The sequence below is a fragment of the Tsuneonella suprasediminis genome (genome assembly GCF_003605755.1).
Taxonomy (GTDB): Bacteria; Pseudomonadota; Alphaproteobacteria; order Sphingomonadales; family Sphingomonadaceae; genus Tsuneonella; species Tsuneonella suprasediminis.
Genome location: NZ_RAHJ01000011.1, coordinates 12,318 through 31,550, shown reverse-complemented (window position 1 = coordinate 31,550; position 19,233 = coordinate 12,318). Strand labels below are relative to the sequence as shown.

At 60.5% G+C, this 19,233-nt stretch carries 18 protein-coding genes; 9 read left to right on the top strand and 9 right to left on the bottom strand.

Annotation, left to right across the window (positions count from 1 at the left end):
* Positions 1-52 precede the first annotated feature (52 nt).
* The 3 genes from D6858_RS02795 to D6858_RS02785 all read left to right on the top strand — a co-directional run bounded on the left by D6858_RS02795 (position 53) and on the right by D6858_RS02785 (position 4,441).
* Positions 53-826: a DUF2189 domain-containing protein gene (locus D6858_RS02795; RefSeq protein ID WP_120106979.1), complete on the top strand. Its 774-nt coding sequence runs from the start codon at positions 53-55 to the stop codon at positions 824-826.
* Positions 827-963: 137 nt separating this feature from the next.
* On the top strand, positions 964-3,885 hold the full coding sequence (uvrA, locus tag D6858_RS02790; RefSeq protein ID WP_120106977.1) for an excinuclease ABC subunit UvrA: 2,922 nt from the start codon (positions 964-966) through the stop codon (positions 3,883-3,885).
* Positions 3,886-3,943: 58 nt separating this feature from the next.
* On the top strand, positions 3,944-4,441 hold the full coding sequence (locus D6858_RS02785; protein WP_133305227.1) for a hypothetical protein: 498 nt from the start codon (positions 3,944-3,946) through the stop codon (positions 4,439-4,441).
* Between the two features lie 149 nt (positions 4,442-4,590).
* Here the strand turns inward: D6858_RS02785 and D6858_RS15600 are convergent, their stop codons facing one another.
* The 4 genes from D6858_RS15600 to D6858_RS02765 form a co-directional block, all read right to left on the bottom strand.
* The gene (locus D6858_RS15600; RefSeq protein WP_133305226.1) at positions 4,591-5,898 is read right to left on the bottom strand and encodes a hypothetical protein; all 1,308 of its coding nucleotides are present in this window, start codon (positions 5,896-5,898) and stop codon (positions 4,591-4,593) included.
* A 1,357-nt stretch (positions 5,899-7,255) separates the two neighbouring features.
* Positions 7,256-7,801 carry a septal ring lytic transglycosylase RlpA family protein gene (locus D6858_RS02775; protein WP_120106971.1) on the bottom strand — a complete coding sequence of 182 codons (546 nt, stop codon included), beginning with the start codon at positions 7,799-7,801 and terminating at the stop codon, positions 7,256-7,258.
* 290 nt (positions 7,802-8,091) lie between these two features.
* On the bottom strand, positions 8,092-8,421 hold the full coding sequence (locus D6858_RS02770) for a hypothetical protein (RefSeq protein WP_225081295.1): 330 nt from the start codon (positions 8,419-8,421) through the stop codon (positions 8,092-8,094).
* On the bottom strand, positions 8,411-8,599 hold the full coding sequence (locus tag D6858_RS02765) for a hypothetical protein (RefSeq protein ID WP_120106969.1): 189 nt from the start codon (positions 8,597-8,599) through the stop codon (positions 8,411-8,413). The genes D6858_RS02770 and D6858_RS02765 overlap by 11 nt, the downstream gene beginning before the upstream one ends.
* Before the next feature lie 101 nt (positions 8,600-8,700).
* Here D6858_RS02765 and D6858_RS02760 point away from each other — a divergent pair, with 101 nt between their 5' ends.
* From D6858_RS02760 to D6858_RS02745, 4 genes are all read left to right on the top strand, one after another.
* Positions 8,701-9,354 carry a S24 family peptidase gene (locus D6858_RS02760; protein ID WP_120106967.1) on the top strand — a complete coding sequence of 218 codons (654 nt, stop codon included), beginning with the start codon at positions 8,701-8,703 and terminating at the stop codon, positions 9,352-9,354.
* 165 nt (positions 9,355-9,519) lie between these two features.
* Positions 9,520-10,086: a hypothetical protein gene (locus D6858_RS02755; protein WP_120106965.1), complete on the top strand. Its 567-nt coding sequence runs from the start codon at positions 9,520-9,522 to the stop codon at positions 10,084-10,086.
* A 109-nt stretch (positions 10,087-10,195) separates the two neighbouring features.
* Entirely contained in the window at positions 10,196-10,870 is a 675-nt protein-coding gene (locus D6858_RS02750; RefSeq protein WP_276308682.1) for an MBL fold metallo-hydrolase, read from the top strand.
* A gap of 171 nt (positions 10,871-11,041) precedes the next feature.
* Positions 11,042-11,257, top strand: coding sequence for a hypothetical protein (locus tag D6858_RS02745; RefSeq protein WP_120106963.1), 216 nt, complete (start codon positions 11,042-11,044; stop codon positions 11,255-11,257).
* A 104-nt stretch (positions 11,258-11,361) separates the two neighbouring features.
* Here the strand turns inward: D6858_RS02745 and D6858_RS02740 are convergent, their stop codons facing one another.
* The 5 genes from D6858_RS02740 to pdeM all read right to left on the bottom strand — a co-directional run bounded on the left by D6858_RS02740 (position 11,362) and on the right by pdeM (position 16,324).
* Positions 11,362-12,630 (bottom strand): cystathionine gamma-synthase family protein, encoded by a 1,269-nt coding sequence (locus D6858_RS02740; protein ID WP_120106961.1) that lies wholly within the window; start codon positions 12,628-12,630, stop codon positions 11,362-11,364.
* 152 nt (positions 12,631-12,782) lie between these two features.
* On the bottom strand, positions 12,783-14,201 hold the full coding sequence (locus D6858_RS02735) for an SLC13 family permease (protein ID WP_205664861.1): 1,419 nt from the start codon (positions 14,199-14,201) through the stop codon (positions 12,783-12,785).
* A 132-nt stretch (positions 14,202-14,333) separates the two neighbouring features.
* Positions 14,334-14,930 (bottom strand): hypothetical protein, encoded by a 597-nt coding sequence (locus D6858_RS02730; RefSeq protein WP_133305225.1) that lies wholly within the window; start codon positions 14,928-14,930, stop codon positions 14,334-14,336.
* Positions 14,931-14,997: 67 nt separating this feature from the next.
* The gene (gene infC / locus D6858_RS02725; protein ID WP_102156435.1) at positions 14,998-15,516 is read right to left on the bottom strand and encodes a translation initiation factor IF-3; all 519 of its coding nucleotides are present in this window, start codon (positions 15,514-15,516) and stop codon (positions 14,998-15,000) included.
* 100 nt (positions 15,517-15,616) lie between these two features.
* Entirely contained in the window at positions 15,617-16,324 is a 708-nt protein-coding gene (pdeM, locus tag D6858_RS02720) for a ligase-associated DNA damage response endonuclease PdeM (RefSeq protein ID WP_120106955.1), read from the bottom strand.
* A 45-nt stretch (positions 16,325-16,369) separates the two neighbouring features.
* On the opposite strand from pdeM, the gene hemF reads away from it, so the two are divergent.
* Positions 16,370-17,239, top strand: coding sequence for an oxygen-dependent coproporphyrinogen oxidase (hemF, locus tag D6858_RS02715; RefSeq protein ID WP_120107166.1), 870 nt, complete (start codon positions 16,370-16,372; stop codon positions 17,237-17,239).
* A 66-nt stretch (positions 17,240-17,305) separates the two neighbouring features.
* Positions 17,306-19,213 carry a M1 family metallopeptidase gene (locus D6858_RS02710; RefSeq protein ID WP_120106953.1) on the top strand — a complete coding sequence of 636 codons (1,908 nt, stop codon included), beginning with the start codon at positions 17,306-17,308 and terminating at the stop codon, positions 19,211-19,213.
* The last annotated feature ends 20 nt before the right edge of the window (positions 19,214-19,233 follow it).

Genomic DNA, 19,233 nt, shown 5'->3' with positions numbered 1-19,233 from the left:
CTTGCCCGGCGAAGACCCCGGATAACCGGGGCGGGATGAGGGGGAGTATGCGATGACCAGTGTCGGTCAGGCGCAGATCGCGCCGGTCACGGTGGCGCGCGATCTGGCGCTGCGCGATTTGTGGGCGGCGCTGGCGGCGGGCGCGCGCGATTTTCTGGCGTGTCCGTTGTTCGGGCTGTTTTTCGGATCGATCTATGTCGGTGGCGGTCTGTTCGTTGGCTATGCGCTGTTCGCGTGGAAATCGCCCACCTGGCTGATCCCGGCGGCGGCGGGCTTCCCGCTGATCGCACCATTCGTGGCGGTGGGCCTCTATGAAGTCAGCCGCCGGCGCGAAGCGGGTTTGCCGCGTAGCTGGCGCGCGGTGCTGGGCGCATTGCGCGGGCGAGGGGACGATCAGATTATCAGCATGGGGGTGATCGTGTTCGTCGCCTTCAGTTTCTGGATGATCGTCGCCCATTCGATATTCGCGATCTTTCTGGCCGAAAGCGGGATCGGATCGGAATCGCTGGCGATCTTCACTACGCAGGCGGGCATCGCCATGCTGGTGGTGGGCGGCGCGGTGGGCGGATTGATGGCGCTGGCATTCTATGCCGTGACAGTGATGAGCCTGCCGATGCTGGTGGACCGCGAAGTCGATTTCCTGACTGCGATCATCACCAGCCTTGCCGTCATCAACCACAACCGCCCGGTGATGATGGCATGGGCGCTGATTATCGCGGTGGTGCTGTTCATGGCGATGATCCCGGCGTTCCTTGGCCTGCTGATCGCGCTGCCGGTGCTGGGCCATGCGACCTGGCACCTCTATCGCCGCGCGGTGACGGACTGACCTGTCGTTCCTGTTGTTCGCTGGTCTGTCGCTCGCGCGGGTTGTATTCGCGCGCGTGCCGCCCACATCGCAACGGCACCGGGGAAGGCCACGCGCATCCCCTTGACTAACGTGAACATTACCGGAACATAGCCTGCATGGCACTTACCACGATTTCCGTGCGCGGCGCGCGCGAGCACAACCTCAAGGGTATCGATATCGACCTGCCGCGCGATGCGCTGATCGTGGTCACCGGCTTGTCCGGTTCGGGCAAATCGAGCCTCGCGTTCGACACGATCTATGCCGAGGGGCAGCGGCGCTATGTCGAAAGCCTCAGCGCCTACGCGCGGCAGTTTCTGGAGATGATGCAGAAACCCGATGTCGAACATATCGACGGGCTGTCCCCCGCGATCAGTATCGAACAGAAGACCACCAGCCGCAACCCGCGCTCCACCGTGGCGACGGTGACTGAAATTTACGACTACATGCGGCTGCTGTGGGCGCGGGTGGGGGTGCCGTATAGCCCGGCGACCGGCCTTCCGATCGAAGCGCAGACGGTGTCCAACATGGTCGACCGGGTGATGACTTTGCCCGAAGGGACGCGGCTCTATCTGCTGGCCCCGGTGGTGCGCGGGCGCAAAGGCGAATATCGCCGCGAACTGGCCGAATGGCAGAAGGCGGGCTTTACCCGCGTGCGGATCGATGGCGAGCTGTACGAAATCGAACAGGCCCCCGCGCTCGACAAGAAATACAAGCACGATATCGAAGTGGTGGTCGACCGGCTGGCGGTGCGCCCCGGCATCGAAACCCGGCTGGCCGACAGTTTCGAAACCGCGCTCAAGCTGGCCGAAGGGCTGGCCTATGTCGATCTGGCCGATGGCGTCGTGCCGGGTCGCGAGGCGGAAGCGAGCGCGGGCGGCGCGATGAAGGGGGCGGGCATCCCCGCCAACCGCATCGTGTTCAGCGAAAAATTCGCCTGCCCGGTCAGCGGGTTCACCATCGAAGAGATCGAACCGCGCCTGTTCAGCTTCAACGCGCCGCAGGGCGCTTGCCCCACGTGCGACGGGCTGGGGGAGAAGCTGCTGTTCGATCCGCAACTGGTGGTGCCCAACGAACAGCTTTCGCTGAAAAAAGGCGCGGTGGTGCCCTGGGCGAAGAGCAATCCGCCGTCGCCTTATTACATGCAGGTGCTGACCAGTCTGGCGAAAGCATACGATTTCGACCTGACGACCCCGTGGGAAGATCTGGCGCAGGATCAGCGCGACATCATCCTGCACGGCACCGGCGGCCTGCCGGTGGCGCTCACCTTCAAGGACGGGCGCAAGGAATACACCGTCAGCAAACCGTTCGAAGGGGTGATCGGCAACCTCAACCGGCGGATGATGCAGACCGAAAGCGCGTGGATGCGCGAGGAACTGAGCAAGTACCAGACCGCTCAGCCGTGCGAGGCGTGTGGCGGCAAACGCCTGAACGAGAAAGCGCTGGCGGTGAAAGTGCCCGGCCCCAACGGCCCGACCGACATCGCCACCCCCACGCAGATGAGCGTGACGCTGGCGAAGGACTGGTTCCTCGCGCTGCCCGATCATCTGACCGATCAGCAGAACCAGATCGCCCGCGCCATCCTGAAAGAAATCAACGAACGGCTGGGCTTCCTCGACAATGTCGGGCTGGATTACCTCAACCTCGACCGGACCAGCGGCACGCTGAGCGGGGGGGAAAGCCAGCGCATCCGCCTCGCCAGCCAGATCGGCAGCGGGCTCAGCGGCGTGCTCTACGTGCTCGACGAACCGAGCATCGGCCTGCACCAGCGCGATAACGACCGGCTGCTGGAAACGCTCAAGCGGCTGCGCGATCTGGGCAATACCGTGATCGTGGTCGAACATGACGAGGATGCGATCCGCACCGCCGACCATATCGTCGATCTCGGCCCCGGCGCCGGGGTGCACGGCGGGCAGATCGTGGCGCAGGGCACGCTGAAAGATATCCTCAAGGCCAAGGGATCGCTCACCGCCGATTACCTGACCGGGCGGCGCAAGATCGCGGTGCCCGAACAGCGCCGCAAGGGCAACGGCCACCACCTGACAGTGCACGGCGCGCGGGCCAACAACCTGCGCGATGTCACCGCCGCGATCCCGCTGGGCACGTTCACCTGCATCACCGGGGTTTCGGGCAGCGGCAAGTCGAGCTTCACCATCGACACGCTCTATGCCTCCGCCGCGCGGCAGCTCAACGGCGCGCGCGTGGTGGCAGGGGCGCACGATAAAGTGACCGGCCTCGAATTCTGCGACAAAGTGATCGAAATCGATCAAAGTCCGATCGGCCGCACCCCGCGCAGCAACCCGGCGACATACACCGGCGCCTTCACCAATATCCGCGACTGGTTCGCCGGTCTGCCGGAGGCGCAGGCGCGCGGGTACAAACCGGGCCGGTTCAGCTTCAACGTGAAGGGCGGCCGGTGCGAGGCGTGCCAGGGCGACGGCCTGATCAAGATCGAAATGCACTTCCTGCCCGACGTGTACGTCACGTGCGAGGAATGCCACGGCAAACGCTATAACCGCGAAACGCTGGAGGTGAAGTTCAAGGGGATGAGCATTGCCGACGTGCTCGACATGACGATCGAGGACGCGGAAGAATTCTTCAAGGCCGTGCCCCCGATCCGCGACAAGATGCACATGCTGAACGAAGTCGGCCTCGGCTATGTCAAAGTGGGGCAACAGGCCACCACCCTATCGGGCGGGGAGGCGCAGCGGGTGAAACTGGCCAAGGAACTCGCCCGCCGCAGCACCGGGCAAACGCTGTATATTCTGGACGAACCGACCACCGGCCTGCACTTCGAAGATGTCCGCAAACTGCTGGAAGTGCTCCACCGTCTGGTGGATCAGGGGAACAGCGTAGTGGTGATCGAACACAATCTGGACGTGATCAAAACGGCAGACTGGATCGTGGACCTTGGGCCGGACGGCGGCGTCCGCGGCGGCGAGATAGTGGCCGAAGGGACGCCGGAAGAAGTGGCGGCGAACGAGCGGAGTTATACGGGGCGGTATCTCAAACCGTTGCTGAATAAGAATGATGCTACTTAAAGAGACTAGTTTTCAATTTTTTATACGTTAAAAAGGTGCCTCATTTTTGGAGGCTAAGATGAATCTTGCTCGAACGGCGCCTGTTAATTCTGAGTTTGAAGACGCAGACGAAGTACGCGGTATTGTGGTTCGCAGTTACACTCCTGTCGGTACTGTGTCGGGAATTAATTACGGTTCTGTTCACGTTGAAGCGCGAGAGGCAATTATCGCGGATACCAACTCTGCTTCTTACTTTGCGCGTTTTGAGCTTAGTACGGGTGGAGATTATCCTCAGACTGCTGCAACGCTTGTCAAAATAGAAGACTTAGATGGTCTGATTTCTGCTCTGGATAAGTTGTCTGGGGCAAAGATAACTATGGAAAGGTTTGAGTATTCGGAAATAGAATTTGAGATAAGCGGACTATCATTTATTGTTTTTAACAATGATCGCGGATCAATGATGCTTGCAGTTGGGTGTAATGGAGTGAATATTCATTTCAACTCAATCTCGAGGATTTCTGAAATATCGGAGTATGTCAAGAAGGCAAAGGCGCTGCTCATGGAAAGAAGGCTTTGAAAAAAAGCAGTGTTCTCAGTTGACTGCTCCGTGTCGAAGGTGACGTGCGACGGCACGATGGTAGCAGAAGCGCGGGTAGCGAGCGAAGCTATACGGGGCGGTCTTTACGCGTGATGTTGCGAGGGGAGGTAGTATCCCTAACTTAATTGCTAGCTTCCAGAACCTATTGATTTTTTTATAATTTCAGATGCCTGGGTCATCCAGTCAGAAATGGTTATTTTTGAGATGGAAGGTGCTAGCGTGGTGGCGTTGTTTGCGGTTGCTGTCAGGAGGAACATGATGGTTGCCCACTTTGCCGATACTTTCAGTCCATCGCTCACACCAGTAAATCCGGCTCCAAAGAGGTTGCCAAAGCTTGTGAATATAGTTGCAATCAAGTTCTCAAGCGTTCTAACGACTCCAAATATAGCTCTTTTCGAAGAGGTGCTTGGATCTCTTATGGCCTCAAGTAGAAGTTGGATAGATTTAGGTACTTGTGGGTCAATTAGGTCTTCATTAGACTTTAGCAAATTAACGAAATTCATTCCTACGGAAAATATATTGGATACGTCTTTGTATTCAATTTCTTTTCCTAAATCTGCATTTGTTACAAATTTCTGCCAATCAGGGAACTGGCTAACAAACATCGACAAGTTTGTCCCGAATGCCTCAAACTTTGCACTGATAGTTTCAGGAAGTTGCTCATTAAATCTCCTTACGAGTACGTCGCAGGTTGTGCTCAACATTCCGAGTCTTATTACGTCGGCGTCCGACCCTAAGACATCTCGTATCTCAGCTATCGCAACTGATAAGCGCGGGTCGACATTTGTTTTTCCAAGAGATTCGATAATCGAAGAGGCATCGGTTTGTAGTGCTGTTTTTCCATATGTTAGTAAGTGACGATCCTCTCTTTTTGATTTGTAATTCTGGCGCCTAATATATAGTTTCCCGTTTGAAACAGAAAACTGTATCGGAGCTAATTTTTGGCCTGGAACAATATCGCCTAATGTTTGATTTAGAGTATTTTTATTTATATTAGTCGATTTATTTATTATTTTTGTTTTATTTTCTCTTGGAGGTCTATGGGCAGATATGTAACTCGAATATGAAGTAAGCACTGATGAAATGTACTCATAATATGTTGAGTAATTTCCTTTTCTATCAATATATATTTCCGATGATATTGAATCTATAAAAAATGAATTTTTTGTTAAATTGTTAAAATATGAAATAACTTCTTCTATGACATCGAAGGAAAAATTCAAATCACGTCGATCAAAAGTTCGGTCAAGCGTCCGCGTTATTTTTTCGGTGGTTGCCTTAATTTCTCGCCCCTCTCCATTTTGAGGCCACTGTTTACGAAATTTGAGCGCCGCATTGCCAAGTGAGACGCTCAAATTTTGCAGATCAAGGCGGGTGAGCCTTGCCCAAGTATGCACATTTACTTTCAATTTGAGCCTCAAATTATCAGATTTCAAAAAATTAATGCCTGTTCAATCTATTATGTGCAATAGTAACTTATAAACAGAGCTGTAGCCCGGATAATCACGGTGGTTCGATTGGGGTTAACTGTGTTGCGCTCATTAGTCCTGCCCCCCTTTCCTACACCCCCCTTTCCCCCATAAATACCCGGTCCACTTCCCCATACGGAGAACCGGACCATGACCATCTCTCACCCCAATCCTCCCCACGATGGCGCCGATGATGGCGCGGGCGGGGGTGCGCAGGCGGCTGCGGCTACGCCCAATCTTCCCGCGCTGATCGCTGCTTTGCCCGGTGACGAAACCCGTCCGCCGCAGACGGGCTTTACGCGGGAGCGGCAGGCGGAGTTTCTCCGGGCGCTGGCCGATGGCGGATCGGCGCGGCGGGCTGCCCGGCGGGTGGGGGTCAGCCATCAGAGCGCCTATCGCGCGCGGCGGGCCTGCCGCGAATTTGCGCGGGCGTGGGATGTGGCGCTGCTCTCCGCCCGTTCTCATGCCGAAGAGGTGCTGGCCGACCGCGCGCTGGATGGCGTGGAGGAGGCGGTGTTCTATCATGGGGAGGAGGTGGCCACTCGCCGCCGCTATGACAGCCGCCTGTTGCTGGCGCATCTCGCGCGGCTCGACCGGCTGGCCGAACGCGCCGAACTGGCGGAGCTGGCCGATGGGTTCGAAGCGGTGCTCGACGCCTTCGCCCGTGGGGAGCCGCTGGCCCCGTCCCCCGCTGCGCCCACCCCGGAAAAGGGCGGGGTGGAGAAGTGCGACTTTTCTTCCCCAGGACAGTGTAACATGCGGTCCATGTCTCTTGCTGAAAACGGGGAGCCGGAGGACAATCCCTATGCCGATCACGTCGAGCTGCACACGATGCCGGTGATCGAGGACTTCGGTGCGGACGAGCTGTGGGTGGGGTGGACGAACGACGAACCCGACGATGGCGGCCCCACCTGGCTGGATGAGGTCGACGAGATGCTCGACAACCGGCCGGAGGACGCTCCGCCATTCGAGGCGCTGATCGAAACCGCCAACTCGCACGGCACCTTCGGTGAACTGCGCGACTGCATCTGCGAACAGGTCTGCGGCTTTCACTGGAACAAGGAGGAGTGGTGGACGCTGGACCACAAGGGCGTGTCGCGCCCCGAACTGAGCATCCGCAAATACGACGAAACGCATTGGGTGCTGCCCGCGCGCTATGCGAAAGACGCCGCTACTCCACAGAGCGGGCACTACCTCCGGCTGGCAACCACCCGCGCCGCGCAAGCCGGGGGCGGGGGCGAGCTACTGACGCCAGCGCGGCGCACGCGCGGCCAGCGGTGGCGGTGGCGCGGGGCGCTCAGGTCGAGGGAGGTATGTGGTCGGCTCAGCCGTCGAGCAGGGCGAGTTCGACCGTGCCGCTGCCCGGCCCGACAAGGCCGATCTCGCTCGCCGCTGCGCGGCTCAGGTCGATCAGGCGGCCATGCGAATACGGCCCACGGTCGTTGATGCGGACCACCACCGACTTGCCATTGCGCGGGTTGGTCACCCGCACTTTGCTGCCGAAGGGGAGTGTCTTGTGCGCGGCGGTCAGCGCGTTCATGTCGAACCGTTCGCCACTGGCGGTGGGGCGGCCGTTGAACTTGCGCCCGTAATACGACGCGATCCCGCTGCCGATCACCTGCCCGGCATCGTCGCCATCGTCGGCGGCCTGATCGTCCACCGGCGGAGTGATGGTGGAGAGGTTGACCGCATGCGATGCCGCGGCAAATGCAGGCGCCGCCTTCGCCATACCGGCGAAGTTGGCCGCAAACGCATCGGCGCTGTCGTCCGCCCGAACCGGCGCGGAAAGCGATGCCGGCAGAGCCAGCGCAACCGCGAATGCAAAACCGCGCAGTGCGCCGTGGCGAATGTTGAAACAGATCCCGTCCATAACGCTGGCGGGTTTACCCGCAAGGTTCCGCCACCGGCACCCCCGCGGAGTCACCTTGCCCCGGTCTGGCCACATTTCATCGTGGTTTGGGGAACGAACTGCGGCAAACCAGACGGTTTGCAACGTCTGTATCGGGGGCGGCATGGGCTGGAAGCGGGGGGCTCCGGAGGCGAGTCGCTGCCACTTTGCTGTGGTCCGGACCGGGGGATGAGGAGAGCGGCTGGATTGCCCGCCGCTCTCCTGAAATGGAGTGAATGGGACAGGTGTTCAGGGTGCCGTTGCGGGGCGGGCTACGCGTCCTTCAGCATCAGCAGCTCGCATCGCAGCGAGAGGACAGGAACAGGAGCAAGCGTATGATCGACTTCGGCAACAGTGGCCTCCGCCACCAGCTGGCCAGGTATGGCGAACTCATGATCGGGCAGAGCGGCGATGAAGGCTTCCCCCGCCGCAATGGCGCCGATGCCCTCGAAGCGCAGGCCAAAGGTGTGGCGGGTGCCTTCGAATGTAGCGCTGGCCCACGGGCGTTCGACATGGCGCACAAAGCGGGCATCCGGCCCGGCAATCTGCGCCAGCGCATTGCGGAGATGGCGGACGGGGCCGCGTTCGGGCTTAGCCTGCATGGGTCGAATCCTGATAGTTGTTCATGAAATGTTCCGTCCTTTTCACCGTCTCGGCACGCGGTTCGCGCCCCATCCGCAGATCGAGCACGAAGCGCGGATCGTGGGCGGCGAGGCGGCCGAACCTGGTGGGCGGCATGTCATGGGTGCGGAGGAACTTCTCGATGGTGCGAATAAGCATGGGGGCTCTCGTCAAATTGAGTCGAATGGTGCGATCGAGCAGCCTAGCTTGCGCGCGAAATCCTACTTGTCTAGGAAAAATCCTACGTATAGGAAGTGGCAATGAGTGAATATCCCAATCACGATGCGCGGCAGCGCTTGCTGGATCTGGCCACAGACCGTGGTGTGAGTCTGGCGGGCCTGTCGGATATGATCGGGCGCAATTCCAGCTATTTGCAGCAGTTTATCCGCAAGGGTAGCCCGCGCAAGCTGGAGGAGGGGGATCGCCGTGCACTGGCGGAGTTCTTCGGCGTGGCAGAATCCGAACTGGGCGGAATGGAGGAAAAATACCACACAGCGCCGACTTCCCGATCCAACTGGGTGGAGGTGCCGCGCCTGCCGGTGGCGGCGGCCGCGGGCAGCGGCGCCGTGGCCAGCGGAGAGCAACCGTTCGACAGTTTCCGCTTCTCGCGCCGATGGTTGCGCGAACACGGGCTGGAACGGGCGCAGCTATCCGCGATCACGGTGATGGGCGATTCGATGGAGCCATTGCTGAACGACGGGGACGAAATCCTCGTCGATACCGCGCAGCGCACTTTGCGCGATGGCATCCATGTCGTGCGCGTGGGCGATGCGCTGATGGTGAAGCGGCTGGCGGCGGCGGGGCCGGACCGCGTCGTCCTGCTCAGCCAGAACTACGCCTATCCGCCGCAGGAATTCGCGCTGTGCGATATCGAGATAGTGGGCCGCGTGGTGTGGAAAGGGGGGCGGTTGTGAGAGTGACTTACATATCCTCCGTCGTCGCCAGTAGTTCGCTTGAAGATGCAGTTATCGCGTTCGAATTGAAGAACAAATACGTCCATGAATTAGTTAACGTCATTGACAGCGGAGCGGCGCAGCAGTCCAGCATCTTCCCCTCGACGATCGAAGGGGGCAATAATAATGAAGAAGTTAAGTCTCGCGCTTGCCGCGTTGGCAATGGTGGTGTGTTTGCCGGGGCAGGTAACCGCCCGGGAAAAACTGCCGGAGCTATCGGCTTCGGAACTGGCCGCAGTTCAATCCAGAACCTATCCTGTATCGGACAAGGTGGTGTTTTCCAGCGCGGTCGCTGCGCTTCAGTCCGCTGGCTATCTCGGTATCGAGGCGAGCAAGGATGCGGGCACGATATCGGGTCACACCGATGCCAAATCGAAGCTGATGTTCAACATCTTCTGGGGGCTGGGGAAGAAGAAATACACGCAGACCGCGCAATTCCTCGTGGAGGAAATGCAGCCCGGCCAGACGACGCTCCGGCTCAACCTGTTCCTCAACGAATCCAAGACCCGGAGCATCATCTTCGGCAACAAGGCGACCGATGCCATGCTGATCCGGCAAGGGGAGCCATACGTGGCGCTCATGCAACTGGTCGATGCGGAAGTCGCCAAGCGAAAGCCGCTGGAAACCAAGGCGGACGCGGCTATGGAATCGAGCGATACAGCGGGCACACCTGCCAGCGATCCAGAAGGATAATACCCGTGCGGAGCGATCCGCATGGGATCGCTCCGCATGACAAAGCGAAGAGCGGACTGCTGGCCAGTTCCCGCTTGCACCCGCGCGCCGCAGACCTCACATTCGCGCTATGACCGATACCACCACCTCTGCCGCGCCGCCGATGCGCGCTGCGATTATCCCTGTTACGCCTTATCAGCAGAACTGTTCGCTGATCTGGTGCACCAAGACGATGAAGGGTGCGCTGGTCGATCCCGGCGGAGAGATCGACAAGCTGAAGCTGGCGGTGGAGCGCGCCGGGGTCACGCTGGAAAAGCTGCTGATTACCCACGGCCATATGGATCATTGCGGGCAAGCGGGGATGCTGGCGGAAGAGCTGGGCCTGCCGATAGAAGGGCCGCACGAGGACGACCGCTTCTGGATCGCGCGGCTGGTGGAAGATTGCCAGCGGATGGGAATGGAAGGGCGCCCGTTCGAATCCGATCGCTGGCTGGTCGATGGCGACACGGTGACAGTGGGCGATCTGACGTTGGATGTGATCCATTGCCCCGGCCACACGCCGGGACACGTGGTGTTCGTTCATCGGCCCAGCCACTTCGCCATCGTGGGCGATGTGCTGTTTCAGGGCAGTATCGGGCGCACCGATTTCCCGCTTGGCAACCATCAGGATCTGATCGATTCGATCACGCAGAAGCTATGGCCGCTGGGCGATGACATAACCTTCATCCCCGGCCACGGCCCCACCAGCACGTTCGGGCAGGAGCGTAAGACCAATGCGTTCGTCAGCGACTATGCTCTGGGGTGAGTAAGTTCGACGAGTGGTGGGGTTATTGGGTCCGGTCACCTGTAATAGAGCGGCGGGGTTATTGTGAAATGATCCGATGTTTGCTTTAACGGTGCTGGTCGCAGAATAATAAATCGATAAATATAATTGGGTCTGTGGCATCTCTACAATTTATAAAAGCTTGGAGATACCATGAAATATACGCGTTACATTGCCGCCGGTATGGCGGCTGCTTCGCTTGCCGCCGCACCCGCGCTTGCAGAGCCTGCTGCCCGCGCTTCTGCGCCTGCGAAGAACACCAACGGTATGGAAAGCGGTGGGATCATCGCCATTGTCGGTGTGATCGCAGTGGTCGCATTGGGCGTGATCGCTGCCACCAATGGTGACGATACGCCTGTAAGTCCATAAAAAGGCAAGTCATATCAATGCTATGAGGCCCGGCCCATCGCGTGGGTCGGGCCTCTATCGTGATGCGGGGCAGCTGGGTTCCGGCCCTTGCTCCGGCCTTCGCCTCAGACCGCGTCCAGCGCCTGTTCGAAATCGGCGATCAGATCGTCTGCGTCTTCGATCCCGATGCTGATGCGGACGAGATTGTCGGAGATGCCCAGGCTGACTTTGCGCGGATCGGGAACGGACAGGTGGGTCATGCTGGCAGGGTGGCTGGCAAGCGTCTCCGTCCCGCCCAGACTGACTGCCAGCTTGGCGATCCGCAGCGCGTCGAGGAAGCGGAAGCATTCGGCTTCGCCACCCCTGATGAACACCGAGAAGGTGCTGCCTGCACCTGTGCAATGCCGGTCGTAGATGTCCTGCTGCCGCGCATCGTCGATCATGCCGAGGTAGCCGAGCCGTTCGATCTTAGGATGCCCCTTGAGGAAGGCGCAGACCCTAGCGGCATTCTCGCCCGCACGGCTCATCCGCAGTTCGACCGTTTCGAGGCTTCGCAACAGCATCCATGCGGTGTTCGGATCGGCGATCCCGCCCATCGTATTGCGGAGCATTCGCACCGGATCGATCCACTTCTTCGCCCCCGCGACACTGCCCGCCACGAGGTCCGAATGCCCGCCCACGTACTTGGTCAGCGAATAGACCACGATGTCCGCGCCGTGATCCAGCGGACGCTGCCACAGCGGGCCGAGGAAAGTGTTGTCGATGGCGATCGGGCAGGCGTGGTCCGTGCCCAGCGCGGCATCGCGCGCCGCCGAAACGGCTTCGATGTCGACCAGTGCGTTTGTCGGGTTGCCGGGGCTTTCGAGGTAGATCATCGCCAGCTTGCCCCCCTGATCGGCGGCCTGCGCCCTGGCCCGGGCGATCACGTCGTCCAGTTCCTCGCTGCTCGCGCCAGCAGGGAAGTCGATGTAGCTCACGCCGAACTTGGCAAGGGTCTTGGCAACGAAGCCTTCGGTCGCGGCATAGAGCGGGCCGGAATGGATAATCACGTCGCCAGCGGAACAATAGGTCAGCATCAGCACGCAAATCGCGGTCATCCCGCTGGAGAAGCAGAGGGCGTCTTCCGCCCCGTCCCAGATGCTCAGGCGATCCTCCAGTATCTCCTGATTGGGGCCGTTGAACCGCGAATAGACCAGCCCGTCGGCACCACCCGGCCGCTTGCCGGTGATCCCTTCGAAGTGGCGCTTGCCCGCCGCTGCGTTCTCGAACGCGAAAGTGCTGGTGAGGAAGATCGGCGGTTTGAGCGAGCCTTCCGACAGAGCGGGATCGTAGCCATGCCCCATCATCATCGTGCTGGGCTTGAGCGGGCGAGGGGCGGATTTGGAGTCGGCCATCGGATGGGCACCCTTCCTGTTGTCGTCACGCTCCCAGGAAGGCGGGAGCCGGTGGAGCCAACCGGGGCGCTGGCGTTCCTAACCTCCTCAGGAACGCATCTCCGCCGGGTAACCCGTTTCAGACAACGGGTTACCGTTGCAATGAAGTGATTTCAACCGAAACCAAGCAATGCCTGCATGGCCCACACCACCCCTACGATCAGGAAAACCCCTGCTACGTCCAGCCCTGCCCCGGCACCGATCATCCGGGGCAGGGCGATGCGGTTGGTGGCCCATGCAATCGCGTTCGGCCCGGTGCCTGCGGGCAGCATGAAGCCCCAGCTACTGGCCAGTGCCGCGGGCATCGCCAGCCAGATCGGATCGACTCCCAAGGCTATGCCGAGGCTGGCGACGACCGGCATGATCGCGCTGGCGGTGGCGACATTGCTGGCAAATTCGGTGATGACGATCATCAGCGCGACAACCGCGAGAGCGACGACGATCAGCGGCACACTGGCCAGCGGCAGCAGCGACTGGCCCAGCCATTCGGCCAGCCCGGATTCGCCCATCCCGGCGGCCAGCGCCAGCCCGCCGCCGAACATCATGATCACACCCCACGGTGCCCGGTCTGCCTCCTGCCATGTCAGCAGCGGGCGGCCGGTCCCATCGGGCAGTATGAACAGCAGAAAGCTGGCAGCAACGGCAATTGTGCCGTCGGTCAGCGCGCCCTTGGGCATCATCGGTTCGAGCAGCGGCTGCGCGAGCCACAGCGCGAAAGTGCCAGCGATCAGGGGCACCAGACGCTTCTCGGCAGTGGACCATTGGGTGTGCGTGTCGATCGCCTGACGCGCACCCGCCACGTCGAAAGGGTGGGCACTGACCTGCTGCACTCTGGCGATAATCCACGCCGCCAGCGGAACTCCGACCAGTACGACTGGCAACCCGAACAGGCTCCATTGCGCGAAGGTGATCCGGGTGCCGGTAAGCTGATCCACCAGGCCCACGGCGATGGCGTTGGTCGGACTGCCGACAATCGTACCGAGGCCGCCGATACTGGCGGCGAAAGCAATGCCCATCGGCAATGCCCCGTTGAGCCCCTCCTTGTGGCTGTCGTCCATCCCCCCGCCGGTCAGCACGGCCAGTGCCATCGGCATCATGATGAGAGAGGTGGAGGTGTTGGAGATCGCCATCGACAGGATCGCCGCAGCGACCATAAAGGCGAACAGCAGGCGGCCTTGCCCGCCATTCGCACCGATGCTCTTGAGCAGAGCGAGAGCAAGGCGACGGTGAAGCCCGGTCCGCTCAATCGCCAGCGCGATGAATGCGCCGCCGAGGATGAGGAACAGAATCGGGGAGTAATATGCGCTCGCCGTCTCGTTGGCGGTCATGACGTTGCTCATCGGCAGTACCAGAAATGGCAGCATCGCGGTTACCGTCAGCGGCAGGGCTTCGGTCATCCACCATGCCGCCATCCACACCACCAGCCCGGCAACGGACCACGCCTGCGCGCTCATTCCGGCGGGCGGCGGCACGACCAGTGTGACGCCAAAGGCAAGCAGCCCGACAATAAAGCCGATATGGCGTGCTGTCATTCCAGATACCTCCCCAATCCCGCGAAGAATCTAGCGCCTACGGCGGACGCGGCAAGGGGGGACGATGTCGCCATTGCGGAAAATGGGGGAGGGGGCGGGTGGATGTCCGATGGTCAAGTCCGCCGGACCGGATCAGCTCACAGGCTTCAGGTCAGCCTTGTAGATATGCCAGTGGAGCTGGTCCGAACTGGCGCCCGGCACATCGTTGACGCGCCGCAATACCACGTCGCCCTTAAGCACTTCGACCCCGCCGCCGCGCAATTCGCCGGTGAGAGTGGTCGGTGCGGTATAGTAGGTCGAGCCTGCGGCCCCTTCCATCGTGCCGGACGGCATCGCCACGGTTATACGGCGGTATTTGTCGAACTGCGCCGAATAGAGCGCCTTGCTGGTGCCGCTATCCTTGCCGTCATTGCCGAATTGCTCCCAGGCGAGGGCATAGTTGCCGTTCTCCAACGCGCGCGCCCACGTGAGCAAGACGCCCCGCGCACCCTTCTCGCCGCGATAGGCGTCGGTGATATCCGACGGGGTGCCGGGCTGCGGAACGGCATCCGCAGCAGGAGGCGATGACGATTTAGCGGCGACAGGGGCGGGTGTCGCAGCTTCGCTGGCAATGGCGACGGGAGCGGTCGAATTCGCTGCTGCCTGCTGTTCGGGGGAGGTTGTCTGCTGCTGGCAGGCGCCAAGCGCCAAGGTGCCGACGAGCAGCATGGAAATATGCGGGCATCTCATGAGCAGAAGTCTCCGGGTTGCGACCTTCGGAATGGTAACCGACAAGCAAACCCGGAGGTTCCGAAGCTTACTTGGGAGCAAGCACCATCAGCATCTGGCGCCCTTCGAGGCGCGGAAACGCTTCGACCTTGGCAATCTCTGCCACATCTTCCTGAACGCGCTTGAGCAGGTCCATACCGAGTTCCTGATGCGCCATTTCGCGACCACGGAAACGCAGGGTCACCTTCACCTTGTCACCATCTTCGATGAAGCGGTTCACGTTACGCATCTTCACGTCATAATCATGCGTGTCGATGTTCGGACGCATCTTGATCTCTTTGATCTCCTGCGTCTTTTGGGTCTTACGTGCGGCGTTGGCCTTCTTCTGCGCCTCGTACCGGAACTTGCCGACATCGAGGAACTTGCACACCGGCGGATCGGCGTTGGGCGAAACTTCCACGAGGTTGAGGCCGACGTCGGCGGCCTGTTCAATCGCTTCGCGGGTGTACAACACGCCAAGGTTCTCGCCGTTCTCGTCGATCACGCGAACCTTGTCGGACTGAATCATGTTATCAAAGCGCGGGCCGCTCTTTACGGGCGGCGTCATCGAGCGCCGGGGTGGACGGGCTATGGGGCAGTCTCCTGAAATTGCCTGTTTGTCGTGCGGGCTACTTAGTGATTATCGACGGATTCGCAAAGGGGAACACTCATGCGGCTGCACGCCACAGGGGAAAAGTGGCCAGCTTGCCACTTGCCTGCACCAGCGCATCGATGCCGGAGGCCGGCTGAAGCGCCTTCAGAATGGCCGGATCGGCGGCATCCATCCCCCCGGTGAGCGCGCCGAAAGCAGGCAGGATCATCCGTCCCGATACGCGCCCCTCCGCCACGGAATTGCGTGATACGACCACGCACGAGCGACGGATGCGACGTTCACGCACCGTCAGGTGAAGGCGCGGGTGGAAGTGGCCCGACAGCTCTGGCCGGGTTTCTCCCGGCTGAGCCTGATGGCGCAGGATCATTCCGCCGACATCGAGTGCGGTTGCCAGCGTCCCGTCGATCCGGGGCGGCATAGCGGCATCATGGTTGCCGGTGATCCATACCCAGTCGGTCGCACGGGTAAGGGCAGCTAGCATCCCTGCCGCGTGCGGTTCCAACCGGTCCGGTCCGGCAGAGTCGTGAAAGTTATCCCCCAATGTGAATACCCTGCGTGCACCGGTTTCACGAATTGCCAGTGCCACCCGCTCCAGTGTTTCCCGGCTGTCGTAAGGCGGCAGCATTTGCCCGGCGCGCGTGGCGTAAAAGCTGGCTTTCTCCAGATGCAGGTCCGCCACCAGCAACGCCCGCTCCCGCGGCCAGTAGAGCGCATTTGTCTGGCACAGGGCAAATTCTTCGCCGCAGAACGAAAAGGGAACCATTTGAGCCTCTTGCCCCAGTCGCGCAGGCTTGGCAAGGATGTCCGCATGACCGACTGGACACCTTATACCGCCCGCGCGAAGGATTGGTTCGAAAGCCTGCGCGATCAGATCTGCGCTGCCTTCGAATCGATCGAACGCGAAGCGGGATCGGACGCCGCGTTCGAATATACGCCCTGGCAGCGCGAAGAAGAGGGCAACGAAAGCCCCGGTGGCGGCACGCGCGGCGTGATGAAAGGCAAAGTGTTCGAGAAAGTGGGGGTCAACGTCTCCACCGTTCACGGCAATTTCGCGCCCGGATTTGCCGATACGATCAACGGGGCGAGCGAGGAAAACCCCGGCTTTACCGCAACCGGCATCAGTCTGGTGGCGCATATGGCCAACCCGCATGTGCCCGCGGTGCATATGAACACCCGCTTCCTGGTCACCGGGAAGGCGTGGTTCGGGGGCGGGGCCGATCTCAACCCGCCGATCCCGTATGACGACGATACCGAGCAGTTCCATGCCGCCTTCCGTGCCGCCTGTGCGGGTCACAATCCGACATATTACGACCGTTTCCGCAAATGGGCGGACGATTACTTCTTCATCCCCCACCGCGGTGTGGCGCGCGGAGTTGGCGGAATCTTCTACGACCACCTCGAATGCGATGGCGAAGATGGCGGTGTTGCCGCGTGGGAACGCAATTTCGCGTTCACGCAGGATGTCGGGAAGGCGTTTCTCGATGTGTACCCGCAGCTTGTTCGTCGCCGGATGGGGGCGGAATTTACCCCGGAGGATAAGCGCACGCAGCTCGAATGGCGGGGGCGCTATGCCGAATTCAACCTTGTCTATGATCGCGGTACGTTGTTCGGCCTTAAAACCGGCGGCAATATCGATGCCATTCTGATGAGCCTGCCACCCGAAGCAACGTGGAGCTGATGTGAAGGGCACCAACCGGTTGCCCGCCCGTTGAAATCCAGACCGCCCGATAAATCGGAGTTACTGATGCGCTTTGCCTTTTCCGCCGTTGCCTTGTTGCTGACCACCACCGCCTGCACCACCGTTCCGATGGAAGGGAACATCGACACCGCGCGCACAACGCCGCTGGTCGCGCCCGTGCTGACGTCGCCCGACGCGCTCGACACGTCGACGTATGCGCGGCCCCAAGTCGCCCGCGTGACGCATGTCGATCTCGATCTCGCGCTCGATTTTGCAGGGAAATCGGTCGGCGGCACAGCGACTTTGTCGGTGCTGGCGGCACCGGGCGCGAGGGAACTGGTGCTCGATGACAAAGGGCTGAAAGTCGCCAGTGTGACGGATGGGCAGGGCAAGGCCTTGCCGTTCACAGTCGGGGCTTCTGATGGAGAGAAGGGCGCGCCGCTGACGATCCAGATTGGCGCCGGCGGAGAAAGCCGGACTGTCAGGATCGCGTATTCCGCCAGCGATGCAGACGCGCTGCAATGGCTGTCGCCGGAACAGACGGCGGGTGGAAAATATCCCTACTTGTTCAGTCAGGGGCAGGCGATCCTCAACCGCACGTGGATTCCAACGCAGGATAGCCCCGGCATTCGCCAGACATGGCGCGCGCGCGTGACAGCCCCGAAACCGCTGACTGTCGTTATGTCGGGCCTCAAAGTCGGAGAGACAGAGGATCTGGGTGATCGTCGCGCCTTCACCTATGAAATGGATAAGCCGGTTGCGCCTTATCTGATCGCGGTGGCGGCTGGCGATATTGCCTTCCGCCCGCTTGGCCCGCGCACCGGGGTTTGGACCGAACCCAAAATGCTCGACGCCGCAGCCAGCGAACTGGCCGATACCGAAGCGATGGTGAGTGCAGCAGAGAAACTCTACGGCCCCTATCGCTGGGGGCGGTACGATATGATCGTGTTGCCGCCCAGCTTCCCTTATGGCGGGATGGAAAACCCGACGCTGACGTTCCTGACCCCGACATTCATCGCCGGTGATCGCAGCCTGACGGGGCTGATCGCGCACGAACTGGCCCATTCATGGTCAGGCAATCTGGTCACCAATGCCGTGTGGGGCGATGGCTGGCTGAACGAAGGTGTGACGAGCTATTTCGAAAATCGCATCGTCGAAGAAATCTACGGCAAAAAGCGCGCTCAGCAGGAGGCATCGCTCGATTACACAGCGATTATCGAAACACTTGATCGCGTGGGCAGCGACGCGCCCGGTACAGCGCTGCATCAGCCCGATGGAACCGACAGTGCAGGCAGTGCGATCGTTTACAACAAAGGCGCGGCATTCATGCGGACGCTGGAACATGCGGTTGGGCGGGAACGGTTCGACGCATGGTTGCGCCAATGGTTCGACAAGCACGCATTTCAGCCTGCCACGTCGCAGATGATCTACGACGATATGCTGGCCCATCTCGTCAATGGCAAAGTCGAAGCGAACAAGCTCAAGCTGCACGAATGGATTTTCGATCCCGGCCTGCCCGCCAACGTATTGCGCCCCGATCCGGCGGCGTTTGCGACCGTCGATGCTGCGGCGAAGGCCTATGCCGATGCGGGCACCATCCCGGCGAAAGCTACCTGGGATGGCTGGACATCGGCCGAACGCCAGCGTTTCCTGCAAAGCCTGCCGCAGCAGCGGAGCGCGGATCAGCTTGCCGCTCTCGACAGCGCGCTGAGTCTATCGGCAAGCGGAAACAACGAAGAGCTGTTCCTGTGGCTCAACCTCGCACTGGCCAATCGTTTCGATCCTGCGGTTGAACAGGCGGATCGGTTCCTGTCGCATGTCGGGCGGACCAAATTCGTGCGTCCGCTGTTCGCTGCTTTGATGGAGCAGGGTGATTGGGGGCAACCGATTGCCAAGCGCATCTATGCAAAAACACGGGCGGGCTATCATTCTGTCACACAAGCTTCGGTCGATAAGGTCGTACTGAAAGACTGATCTTTCCACCGGTTACGCGG